We start from the raw sequence: 13,091 nt of genomic DNA, 5'->3' as shown, positions 1-13,091 counted from the left end.
GCGGCGCGAAGTGATGTCGTTCACACGATGAACCGATCGTGCCGCTGATACGTGAACGTAGGTGTGGTGTCCCATGAGCCGGGTGCGCGGAGCGCGCCGGCCGTGACACGAGTGAACGGTCTGTTGCGCGAAGGGAAGAGGCTTGGCTACGCGTCCCGGTGACTGGGGGGCCCTCGGCCTCGACGGCGACCCGACCCCGGGGGACGCCTCCGCCATCACCACCATCGCCGACGCGATGCGCGACCTCGCCACCCACGCGGGCACCATCAACAACGGCCTCAAAGCGCTCCAGCAGACCGCCGGCGACGGACAGCGCTTCATCGGCAAGACCGCCGACCAACTGCGCGACATGGTCGACGACCACCTGCACAACTTCGTCGGCCACGTCGAGGAGTCCTTCCACCAGGCCGAGGCGGCGCTGCGCAAGTACGCCACCGCCGTCACCGACGCGCAGTCCGACGCCGACGCCGCACTGACCGCCGCCCAGGGACTGGACGAGGACGATCCGCAACGCCAGACCCACAAGGACCGGGCCGACGAGGCGAAGACCACGCTCAGCAGCGCGGCGAGCGCCCTGGACAAGGCGCTGACGTCGGCCGGATCGCTGATGGTCCAGCCGGTCAGCGACTGCGACCTGTTCTGGGAAGTCTTCCAGTGGCTGACCATCGTCCTGTCGGTCATCGCCATCTTCACCGGCGGCGTCCTCGCGGTCCTCGCCTGGGGCATGAACGCGGTCCTGCTGATCAAGACCATCGTCGACTTCAGCCAGGGCAAGGCCGGCGGCCTGGAACTCGGACTCGCCTTCCTCGGCGTGCTCTTCCCCACCACCAAGGCGCTGCCGGTCGGCTCCATCATCAAGGGCCTGGGCAGCGTCCTCAAGGGCGGCGTCGAGGGCATCGCCGGCGCCGGGAAGAACATCATCAAGGAGATCGGCCACTTCTCCTCGCTGCACGGCGTGCCGAAGTTCGTGGTGGCGCCGATCGTGCTCGGCATCCACGCGCTCCCCGCCTTCAACGTCGTCAACGGCGTGAAGGGACTGGGAAACCTCGGCAAGGGCGGCTGGGAGTCGTTGGTCAAGACCGTCTCCAAGGACTGGGCGGACGTCACCAAGGGCGTCAGCGGCGACTGGGGCAAGATCGGCGCGTACGCGAAGGTCAACTTCGAGCGGCTCGGCCGGGCGGGCGTGGCCACCGTCGTGCCGCTGGACTTCACCGAGATGGGCGTGCTGGGCTTCGGTGGCGCCGCGCGGCTCGCCTTCGCCGAACGGGTGCTGGGCATCAAGCAGCCGGACCTGCACCAGTTGCTGGCCAACGCGGGACGTACGGACGCGGCGCTGCGCAACGGCGTCCCCATCGGCACCTTCGACGTACGCGGCGCGATGGTGCCGTTCCGGCCCGTCGGCGGGATCGGCACGCACGTCGTGCCGGGCAGCTTCGTGGACCTGTCGAGTCTGCACTTCGTGCCCGGCGGCTTCACCGGCGTTTCCTTCCCGCCGGTACACCTGCCCACCGTCTCACCGGGCGGGCTCACCAGGTTCCCGGGTGCCGCCATGCCCAACGGGATCGGCGGCTTCACCCTGGACGGGCTGGGAGCGTTCCGGCCGGCCGGGCCGGGGACGTTCCCCGTCAACGGTGTCGGCAACCTGATTCCCAACGGTGTCGGCAACCTGGTCCCCAACGGTCTCGGCTCGTTCGGCCACGGCGGCCTGAACCTCACCCTCCCCGGCACCCCGGGGGGCCTGACGCCGAAGGGGCTGGGCACCGTCACGCACGCCGGCGTGAACGTGCCGCACACCGGTGTGCACATGCCGCAGGGCATCACCGTGCCCAGCGGCTCCTTCACGCACACCGGCGTGCGGTTCGAGCAGCCGGCGCTGGTGACCACCCCCGGCATGCCGGGCATGACCACGCTCGACAACGGCCTGAGCGTCCCGGACGTGCACGGCTCCGGCGCCACGCAGCTCATCCAGCGGACCGACTTCGCGGCCGGACACGTGCGGATGGACAACAACCTGCTGCTGTCCGCCGACACCGCCATCGACCTGCTCAAGGACACCCACGTGGCGTCCCCGGCCGCGCACGTGGGGACGGAGGCCACCAACGTCCACGTCCCGGAGGTCTCGTTCGACAGCGGCTTCGTCCACGGCATCGGTGACGGCCACTCCATGGCCCGCGGCGCGATCGGGCACGGCGAGGCGCTGGAGGACATGACCTTCCCCGAGCTACAGGCACTGGCCTCGGGCGACGTGGCGGTGACCGCCTTCCACGGGGACGGCGTCAGCATCCGCATCGGCGACGCGGCGCCGCGCACGTTCACCGCGGACGACCTGGCCCATACGGTGCCCGGGGCTCCCGCACGGGTGGACACGCCGGGTACGCAGAACCTGACGGGCCCGCAGAATCTTCCGGGTACGCAGAACCTGGTGGGTACGCAGCACGTGCCCGGCGGCGCCACGCAGGTACCGGGCGCGCACGGCGTCGCGGAAACGATTCGGCCGACGGGGGTGGGCGCGCCGGGCGACCTGTCCGCCCTCGTGGGCGCCGTACCCCCGCCCCGTAACCTCGCCAAGGGCCCCGTCGACGTACCGGTGGCGGCCGGGGCGCAGGACCCGCTGCGGCTGAAGACCCCGGAAACCGGTAAGGCCGCGGCCACCGGCACCGGTGTCCCGGCCAAGGTGACGCCCCAACCCGCCGTCAACGAACACGACTTGGCGATGAGCCTGCTCGACAGCGGCGACCGCAAGCCGGTCCCGGCCGCCGGCCGGAGCGCCACCCCGGGCAGCCCCTCCGGCGTGTCCGCCCTCCCCGACCTGGACGGCGCGGGGGCCCGCGGCGCCACCGGCCCCGCGGACAACAGCGTCCTCGACCTGATCGCCCACCCGGGCGGCCCGGCGAAGGCGGTGGACGAGGCCGCCGCCGGCGTACCGGCCGCCGTGAGGGCCACCGACACCGCGCCCGCCCCGACGCCCGTACCCGCGCCGAAGGCCGAGACGCCCACCCCCGCGCCCGGGGCGAAGGAACCCGGCACCGTCACCGCGCCCCCCGGCAGCCGCTTCGGTGGTTTCTCGGGCGCCGCGGCCATGAACCACCGCCTGCGCGTCCGCAACGACCTGATCCTGGGCGGCTCGGTCGGCCCGGAGGCCGGGGCCAAGCTCAACGCGTGGGCCGGGTACGAGAACGCGCTGTCGCAGCTCGGCAAGGCGGAGCGCAAGGTGGACGAGCTGGCGCCGCCGCCCGGCGTGACCGCCGGCGAGCCCTCGCCCGCGCTGGCCGAGGCCCTGGACGACCTGGGCGTCCAGCGCGCCGAGGTGGCCAAGGCGGAGGCCAAGCTGGACGAGCTGGGCATCGACGCCGCGCGCACCCGCACCCAGATCAACGCCCTCACCGGCGGCATCTTCGGCGAACACGGCCTCGGCGGCGGACCGCGGCCGCACCCGCGGCCGGAGACGCAGGCGGTCCCGTCCGTGGACAAGGGCAAGGGCACGGCGGACCTCGCGGACACCGAGCCGGTGCCGCCCGTGGACAAGGGCAAGGGCACAGCGGGCTCCACGGACTTCGAGCCGGTCCCGACGACGGACAAGGGCAAGGGCGAGGCGGACTTCGAGCCGGTCCCGACGATCGACAAGGGCAAGGCCAAGGCCGACTTCGCCGACTCCGCGGACTTCGGGCCCGTCCCGGAGACGCACGTCCCGCGGCCCCCGGCGCAGGACCGGCTCGGCCACACCCCCGGTTCCGGCATCGGCGAGCGGGCCGCGGCCCGGCACGAGATCGTCACCGGTGGCGCGAGCGGGCCGGAGGCCGAGCTGCGGCTCGGTGCCTGGGAGCGGTACGAGCAGGCCTCGGCCGACCTGGCCCGTGCCCAGGGCAAGGCGGACGCACTGGCGCCCACGGCGGACCGGCCCGGCCCGTCCCAGCCGTCCGCGGCGGCCGTCGACGCGCTCGCCGACCTGGACGTCAAGCGCGCCGAGTTCCACGATGCCGAGGCCCGCCTCGGCGAACTGGACATGGACCCGAACGCCATCCGGCAGCAGATCGACGACGCCAACCACGCGATCGCCGTCGACCGTGCGCAGCGCGGCGAGTACGTCGGTCCGCTCGGCGGCGCGCCGGCCCCGCACTCCGGCGAGCCGCTGCCGCTCGGGCCGCACGACTGGTCCCCCGACCCGCGGGCGCCGCACGCCCTGTGGCCCGAGCCGGGCACGTACGGGGCGGGCCGCACCCTGGTCAACCAGTCCTTCCGCGACCTGCCGTACGCGGGCCACCAGCCGCTCGCGGCGGAGGACTACCTGAGCTGGATGCGGGCCAGCACGGGAGAGGGCCGGCCGCTGTCCTACGTGGTCAACACGATCGTCTCGTACGGCGAGATCGGGGGCGGCCGGCTCCAGGACTTCCTCAACTCGATCACCCGCGGCCTGGAGGGCTACGACGGCCGCCTCGGCGTGGTGATCGGCGTCAACGGCAAGCTGGAGGACCTCGCCGCCATCCACCGCGCGATGGACGACGCCCTCGGCTCGGTGCACTTCGACCACCCGCTGGCGATGGTGGCCACCACCTTCTACGGCGACACGTTCCCCTACGGCACCATCCGCAACGCCACCATGACCAGCCCGGCGGCCCGGTCGATGGCGCACTCGATGATGCACGGCGGCGGGGCGGGCGGCCCCAGCCACCCGTACTGGGCCTTCATGGACTTCGACGTCTACGAGCACACCGTCCCCAGCGGCCGGCACGTCTTCGACCACTTCGACCGGGAGCTGAACCTCGGCGCGGGCGGCGCCGTGGACGACTGGGCCAAGAAGCTCCCCGACGACACGGGAGCCGCGGCGAAGGCGGCCGACGACTCCGTGGTGGTTCCGGACGTTCCCGACACCGCACCGCTGCGCCCGCTGGTCATGACCGGCGGTTACCGGGTGCCGGGGAAGACCGGCGAGACGGTGACCGTCGACGGCGTCGCGGTGGACCGCTCGGTCGCGGACCTGATCAAGGCGACCAAGACCCGCGGAGACACCCCCGACGGCATGGTCTTCACCCAGCAGGACGTGGACAAGTTCGCGTCCGTCGTCGACTCCGACATGCGCATCCGCGCGTTGATGGCCGGCTTCCACGGGCTGCTGCCGTACGGGCCCGAGCCGAACCTCTTCGTGGACGCCGCCATCACCATGGTGGACGACGTGAAGCTGGCCGGGGACGTCTGGCGGCCGGTGCGGTTCGGCGGCGGCACGGGTGAGTACAAGGGGCTGCGGGAGCGGCTGAACCACTTCAACGCCTGGGAACTGGACCAGACCCTGCCGGACGTCCCGGGCAACGCGGTCGCGCGGGACATCGCCGCCGCCAACTCCGCGCTGCCCGACCGCGGCACCGCGTTCGTGGCCGACTTCGTCGGCGGCGCCGTCCCCACCGACCTCTCCCGCCTCATGTCCGGCTACTACAAGCACGGCAAGGCCGGCGGCGTCGGCAACATGCCGCAGGAGCACCTGACCCCGAAGAACGTGGTGGAGCACGTCTTCGCCCGGGACAATTTCGACCTGGACCCGAACATGTCGCGGGCCAAGGACGACACGAACATCAAGAAGATCCGCGACGACCTGCTGAAGGGGAAGACGCCGGAGCAGGGGTTCCGGGACGACCCGCTGAAGCCCATCGGCATCGACGGCCGGCGGCCCGGGTTCAACGAACACCCCCGGGCCACCCTCAACCGGCTGGGCGCCGGACTGGGCGGCGACGGCAACACCCTCGGCCTGCACATCTCCATCCGCGTACCGGGCCGCGCGGACGGGCTCGTGGTGGGCATCGTGCCGGCGGAGAAGCGGTTCGTCAGCCATGCGGTGGCCACCGCCACCGAGGAGGCGGCGTACAAGCGGCTGCAGAACTATGTGATCGCCGAGGTGCTGCCCCAGGGCGGTCTGCCGCACGACTCGCTGCTGCGTGCCCTCCCGGAACCGCCCGCGGGCGGGTACGGCCCGAAGGGACCCAGGATCACGCCCGGCGCGATCCCGGACGCCCAGGCGCTGCTGACGCAGATGCAGCGGCAGATGGGCAAGGGCGGCGTCGAGGACCTGATCAACGACGCCTACACACGGGGCATCGACGGCCGCGCGCTGACCGTCGGCCTGGTCACCGGACGCCTGAGCCCGGACGTGTCGCACCTCGGGCCGGTCGAGCACATCATGCTGGAGCGCTACGCCCAGGCGTTCAACCGGCCCTTGGAGATCCGGGGCGCGGACGGCTCCACCCACACGGTCGGCGTCGACGCCCGCAGGCCGGGCCCGCCGCTGTACCTGACCTGGGTCCCGGACCACGGCGGCCCGCGCCCCGGGCACTGGGAGGCGGGCGACACGGCGCCGCCGCCCGTACGGCTCGGTTCCGAACCCGGTTCCGGGATCGGCGAGCGGTCCGCGAACCGGCACGACATCATCACCGGCGGTACCGGCGGGCCGCAGGCCGGACTGCGGCTCGCCGCCTGGGAGCGGTACGAACGCGCGTCGATCGACCTGGCATGGGCCGAGCGCAAGGTGGACGAGCTCCCGCCCGAGGGCGGACAGCCCGGCCCGTCCAAGCCGTCCGCCACGGCCCGCGGCGCGTTGGACGACCTGGACGTCAAGCGCGCCCGGTTCACCGAGGCCGAGGACCGGCTCGGCGAGCTGGGCATGGACCCGGACGCCATCCGGCAGCAGATCGACGACGCGAACACCGCGGTCGCCATCGACCGCGCGCGGCGCGGGAAGTACGTCGCTCCGCTCGGCGGCGCGCCGCACCGGCCCACCGGCACCCCGCGCGGCTCGTACGACATCGAGACGGCCGGCGGCAACCACACCCTGTCCGGGCTGCGGTGGGACCGTGACCTCAGCCGTGGCACCACCACCGGAGACATCCGGGTCAACTCCGCGTTCCGGGACCTCCACGGACACAGCCAGCGGCCGCTGTCCGACGCGGAGTACCTGGCCAACCTGCGGCAGAGCCTCGACGAACGACGCCCGGTCTCCTATGTCGTCAACGCCGTCGTCAAGGTCGACGACTTCGGCGCCGACCAGCTCCGCGACTTCCTGCGGGCGGTCCGCACCAACATGCCGGACAGCTTCGACGGGCGGTTCGGCGTGGTCGTCGGCGTCAACGGTCCGGCGGGGGAGATCGGCCGCGTCAACGCCGCGGTGAACCGGGTCCTGGACGACGTGCACGCCGACTTCCCGCTCGCCGTCGTCGGTGTCGGCTGGCCCGGCAGAAAGTTCCCCTACGGCACCGTCCGCAACACCGTCATGACCAGCCCGGCCAGCAGGTCGATGATCCACGCCATGATGGACGGCGGCGCCGAGGGCGGCCGTACCCATCCGTACATCGCCTTCATGGATTTCGACAACTTCCCGCACACGGTGCCCAGCGGCCGGCACATCTTCGACTACTTCGAGAAGAAGTTCGAGATGCGTGGTGTCGAACGGGCGGGGGAGCCGTCGGCCGCCCCGCCGCTGCGCCCGCTGATGATGACCGGCGGCTACCGGGTGCCCGACCCGCCGGGCGGCGGCCTGCCCGACCCGCTCCTGGTCAAGACCGACGCGCATCTGGCCGAGGAGGAGGCGAAGGCGGCGCCCAAGGCGCAGACCGCGGTGAACAAGCTGCCCGCGGACGACGCCGGACCGTCGTCCGCCGCCGGCCCGGGCGGGTCCAAGGGCAAGGGGAAGGGCAAGGCCAAGGCGGTGGAGACGCCGCGCCTGCCGGGCGAACTGCGGGTCACGCCGGAGCACCGGGAGATCTTCGCCGCCCGGGTCCGCGCGGACATGCGCGCCCGGGTCGGCATCACCGCCGGCCACCCGCTGCTGCCGTACGCGCCCGAGCCCAACCTGTTCGTGGACGCCTCGGCGACGCTGGTGGACTCCGTGCCGGTCGGCAACTGGACGCCGCTGCGGTTCGGCCCGCGGGGCGCCGAGTTCCACCAGATGAGCCGCGCGCTGAACAACTTCAACGCCTGGGAGCTGGACACCACCCTGCCGCGGCTCACCGAGGCCGACTTCCCCCGGCTGCCGGGCGAGAGCCAGGACGACTGGCTCAAGCGGATGGACGACGGCATCACCGACCGCGGCGCCCAGCGGGTCATCGCGGCCGGCAATCACGCCCTGCCCGACCGCGGTACGGCCTTCGTCGCCGAGTACGAGAAGGCGGCCATCCCGACCGACCTGTCCCGGGTCATGGCCGGGCTCTACGGCAAGAGCGGGAAACTGCTCCAGGACCACGCCGGACTGGCACAGGTGGAACGGCTGGTCGAGAACAAGGACGTCAAGCGCGGGCTGGAGCTGGCGGACGTCCGCGACGACCGCTTCAAGCTGCCCCCGACGGCGGCGGACCGCGACAACCCGTTCCGGCCGGTCGATAGCCCGGATCAGGAGGGCCCCCGCGACATCGCCGCGCGGCTGAGCGACACCATGGGCACGGACGCCAACCCGCTGGGGCGCAACGTCTCCGCCCCGCTGCCCGGCGAACCGGCGATACGGGCCGGCATCCGGCAGGAGGACCTGCGGTTCGTCACCCACGGCTACGCCCACAACGAGGACGCTTCGCGGTTCCTGGACCTGCTCGACTACGCCATCGTGCACACGTCGCGCCGGACGTCGCCGACCTCGGTGCTCCACGCCTTCGAGACCGCACCCGGCCACCTGGGCCTGCCGACCCCGGAGGAGATCCTGCGCGGGGTACGGGGCCAGTTGGGACGCGGCGGTACCGCCTCCAAGACCGCGATCGAAAACATGATCAAGGGCGTGCTCAGGGACCACGGCGACATCGGTATGACGCCCCAGGAACTGTCCATCGCCGTGGCCACCGGACGGCTGCGCCGCGAGGACTTCCTTCCCGACGGCCTGAACGGCTCCGGCAGCCGGGCCGCCAGGACCGCGGCCGAGAACCTCGCCCTCCAGCGCTACACCAACGCCCTCGGCCGCGAACTGCACATCACCTTCGCCGACGGCAGCATGACCACCGTCAGGCCCGACAACCTCCCGAAGAGGATCAAGCGGCTGCCGCCCCCGGTGGAGATCGTCTGGACGACCAGTACCGATACGGTGCACCATCCGGACGGCGGCCACTGGAGCGTGGTCGACACCGGCCCGGCCCCGGACGCCGGCGGCAAGCGCGGGCGCAGCAGCCCCGACGGGTCGGTCAGCGGCGACGACGACCACAAGCGCCCGCGCAAGGGCAACGGCCGGGCCGACCCGCCCGGCGACGAGGACACGCTCATGGGAGACGTCCAATGACCACCGACCGGGCCGGCGCGGGCGCCGCCGTACACCACGTGGCCCCGGGCCGCCCCGGTGCCCACGCCACCCTGGCCGCCGCGCTGCATGCCGCCGCGCCCGGCGACGAGGTCCGCGTCGCCGCCGGGACGTACGAGGAGTCGCTCCGCGTCGACCAGGACGTGACCCTGCGGGCCGCGGACGGCGGCGTCACCCTGGCCACCCCCGGCGGCGACGCCCCCGTACTCGAAGTCCTGGCCGGCGCGCGGCTGACGCTGCACGGGCTGACCGTACGGGGCGGCGCCGCGGACCGGCCCGCCGTTCTGCTGTCCGGCGGTGTCACGCACTGGCACGGCGGCGGCACCGACCGCGGACGCCTGGAGGTGCTGCGCGAGGCCGCGCTCACCATGACCGGTGCCCGCCTGACCGGCGCGGCCCTGGCCGGGGCGCTGATCCGTACCACCGGCGCGGTCCGGCTCACGGACTGCGTCCTCGAAGGCGCCCAGGGCACCGGTGTGGTGGTGGGCGGCGACTCCCGGCTGGAGCTGACCGGCACCCGCATCAAGGGCGCCACCGGCTCCGGAGTGCGCGTCCGCGAGGACGCGCACATCGTGCTGCGCGACTGTCTGATCGACGGCGTGGGCCGCAGCGGGCTGCTGTTCGAGGACCGGTCGGCGGCCCTGCTCGTCGACTGCCGGATACGGGACTGCGGCGGCGAGGCCGTACGGGTGCTGGACTCCTCGCCGGTGCCGCGGGACGGCGACCCCTACGAGGCGACGGACGCGCCCGTGCCCGAACAGGCCCGCGGCGGACTGCTGCTGTACGGCTGCGAACTGGCGGGCGCGGGCGCGGACGCCCTGCACGTCGCCGGGTCCGGCGACGCCGTGCTCGACGGCTGCGTGCTGCGCGACGGCGCCGGCTCCGGCGCCACCGCGGGGGAGCGGGCCCGCGTACGGCTGGCCGACACCCGGATCGTCCGGACCGCCGCCGCGGCCCTGACCGCCCACGGCACGGCCCGGCTGGAGGCCCGCGGCACGACCGTACGCGGCTCCACGGCCAACGGCCTGCTGGCCACCGGCTCCGCCACCGTCCTGCTCACCGACGGCGAGGTGACGGACTGCCGGTTCAGCGCCGTGCACGCCGGCGGCGGCGCCGAGCTGACGCTGACCCGGCTGCGCGCCGGGAACACCCCCGAACACGGACTGCACGCCGTCGCCGACAGCCGCCTCACCCTCACCGAAGTGCACTTGGCCGACTGCGGCATGTCCGGCCTGGACCTGTCCGGCGCGGCCGCCGCCGAAGCCGCCGAACTGTCCGTCGTACGCTGCCGCAACGGCGTCGTCGCCGCCTCCGGCGGCACCGTGCGGCTGACCGGCTGCACGGTCACCGACGCCGAACGCGCCGGACTGACCTTCGGCGGCGGCGACGCCGAACTGGCCGGCGGCCGGATCCTGCGCGCCGGCACCGCCGGACTGGTCTTCCAGGGCGGCGCCACCGTACGGGCCGAGGACGTGGAGATCACCGAAGCGGCCGGGTCCGGCATGGTGGTGGCGGCGGGCGCCGCGCCCGACGTGCGGTCCGTACGGATCGTCCGCCCCGGCAAGAACGGCCTGATCGTCGACGCCAAGGGCGCCGGCTCCTTCGAGGACTGCGAGATCACCGGGCCCGGCTTCCCCGCCGTCCACCTGGGCGAGGCGGCCGCCCCCGTCCTGAGCCGGATCCGCGTCCAGGACGCCGAGGCCGACCTGAGCGCCGAGGACGGCGCCGAGCCGGACGTACGCGACTGCGTCTCCTGGCGCGTCGCGGACGCGCGGTGGCCCGCGCCCTTCGCGCCGGTCACGGCCAAGGCCGCGGCCGTCGCCACCGCCACGCAGTCCGCCGGCGCGCCGTCCGGCGACGGCACCACGACGACGGTCCCGCCCACCGAGGCCGACCTCGACGACCTGCTCGGCGAACTGCACGAACTGATCGGCCTGGAGCGCGTCAAGCAGGACGTCGCCTCGCTCGTCAAGCTGATGCGCATGGTCCAGCGCCGGGAGGCGGCCGGGCTGGCCGCGCCGCCGCTCAGCCGCCACCTGGTCTTCGCGGGCAACCCCGGCACCGGAAAGACCACGGTGGCCCGGCTCTACGGGCGCATCCTGGCCGCCGTCGGCCTGCTGGAGCGCGGCCACCTCGTCGAGGCCGACCGCTCCGCGCTGGTCGGCGAGTACGTCGGCCACACCGGCCCGAAGACCCAGCGGGTCTTCATGGAGGCGATGGGCGGCGTGCTCTTCATCGACGAGGCGTACTCCCTGGCGCCCGCGCACGCCTCGGGCGGCAACGACTTCGCGCAGGAGGCCATCGCCACCCTCGTGAAGCTGATGGAGGACCACCGCGACGCGGTCGTCGTCATCGTCGCCGGGTATCCGGTGGAGATGGAGCACTTCATCGACTCCAACCCCGGCCTCGCCTCCCGCTTCAACCGCACGCTGCTGTTCGAGGACTACGGCACCGAGGACCTGGTGCGGATCGTGGAACAGCACGCGGCGGCCCACCAGTACGAACTGACCGACGCGGCCCGCGACACCCTCGTCGGCTACTTCGACCACGTCCCGCGCGACGGCCGGTTCGGCAACGGGCGCTCCGCCCGGCAGACGTTCCAGGCGATGACCGAACGGCAGGCGTACCGCGTCGCGGAGAACGACGCGCCGTCCGAGGCGGACCTGCGGACCCTGTCCGAACTGGACGTACCGGAACTGGCCGTACCGCCCCAGGACGGGCCCCAGGCGGCGCCGCAAGGCGGCGCCGGGCCGCAGCCGTACCCGTCCGGTTCCGGCGGGCCCGTCCAGCGGGCCTGACCAGCGCCCCGCCGGGCCCGGCCCGACACCCCGACCACCCCCCAGGAGGAACCCCCGTTGTCACAGCCGAACAAGAGCGCCGGACCGGACCGCTCCGGTGCGTCCGACCCGTCCGGGTCCGGTTTCGCGGAGACCTTCGCCAAGGGCGCGCGGACCCCGAAGCGCGGCCTGGCACCCGGCCGCCGGGTGTGGAAGACGGCCCTGGGCCTGCCCGTCCTGGCCGGCGTCGGCGTCGGCGCGGTGGCGCTCGCCACCCTCGGCGTCTCCCAGGTGCGCTTCGGTGACGGCCAGGAGCAGGCGGTCGCCGCCAAGCAGCCGCAGCAGACCAAGACGGGCTCGCCCCTGCCGACGGCCAAGCCCGGCAAGGCGCCCGGCGAGGCACCGGGCAAGAAGGCCGGTGACCCCTCGCCGGGGGGCGGGGCGAAGTCGCCCGCCGCTCCCGCGCCCACCCCGTCGGCCAAGAAGAGCCCGAAGTCCGAGCCCAAGAAGCCCGCCGCGCCGCGCGTGGCCAAGGTGACCTACGAGGGGATAGCGGGCCCGGGCTGCCCGACGCCCCCGAGCGGTGGGTACCACCAGGCCGGTGTGCACGGCGAGGTCGGCGTCGGCTGGTACGGCCTCACCGGCGGCAGCACCCGCGAGGGCGGCTGCAGCGGTCAGTTCACGTCCGTACCGATGTCCGGCGACCCGAACAAGGACACCGACAACAACATCATGTGGTGGTGGGAGCCGGGCCCGCAGTCCCGTAGCTGCCAGGTGTCGGTCTACGTCCCCAGCGGCCCCAGCGAACGTGACGTCCAGGGCAGCCCGACCCACTACCAGGTGCTCACCGACCCCTTCAACCCGGGGACGAAGGTCGGCGGCTTCGTCGTCGACCAGGTCGCGCACCGGGGGAGCTGGCAGTCGGCGGGCACCTTCCCGGTGCATCAGAACAAGATCGGCGTGAAGCTGATGGACCGGGGCGACAACCACTCGCCGGGCCGGGACCGCGCCCACCACGGGGCCGGGGCCGTCAAGGTCGTCTGCCACGACTGACGCCCGGT

General features: G+C 73.5%; 3 protein-coding genes. All 3 read left to right on the top strand.

The window, feature by feature from the left end:
* Positions 1–142: 142 nt before the first annotated feature.
* Genes ACH4EB_RS00565 through ACH4EB_RS00555 form a run of 3 tightly spaced genes read left to right on the top strand, consistent with a single transcriptional unit; the run spans position 143 to position 13,083 of the window.
* A complete protein-coding gene (locus tag ACH4EB_RS00565) occupies positions 143–9,235 on the top strand; it encodes a putative T7SS-secreted protein (RefSeq protein ID WP_398345040.1) in 9,093 nt (3,030 codons plus the stop codon).
* The gene (locus ACH4EB_RS00560) at positions 9,232–12,051 is read left to right on the top strand and encodes a right-handed parallel beta-helix repeat-containing protein (protein ID WP_398345039.1); all 2,820 of its coding nucleotides are present in this window, start codon (positions 9,232–9,234) and stop codon (positions 12,049–12,051) included. Before ACH4EB_RS00565 ends, ACH4EB_RS00560 begins: the two co-directional genes overlap by 4 nt.
* A gap of 57 nt (positions 12,052–12,108) precedes the next feature.
* Positions 12,109–13,083 carry a hypothetical protein gene (locus ACH4EB_RS00555; RefSeq protein ID WP_398345038.1) on the top strand — a complete coding sequence of 325 codons (975 nt, stop codon included), beginning with the start codon at positions 12,109–12,111 and terminating at the stop codon, positions 13,081–13,083.
* The last annotated feature ends 8 nt before the right edge of the window (positions 13,084–13,091 follow it).

This window comes from Streptomyces sp. NPDC018045, assembly GCF_044327445.1.
GTDB lineage: Bacteria > Actinomycetota > Actinomycetes > Streptomycetales > Streptomycetaceae > Streptomyces.
The sequence above is the reverse complement of the archived record's forward strand: the minus strand, read 5'-3'. Positions and strand labels throughout refer to the sequence as shown.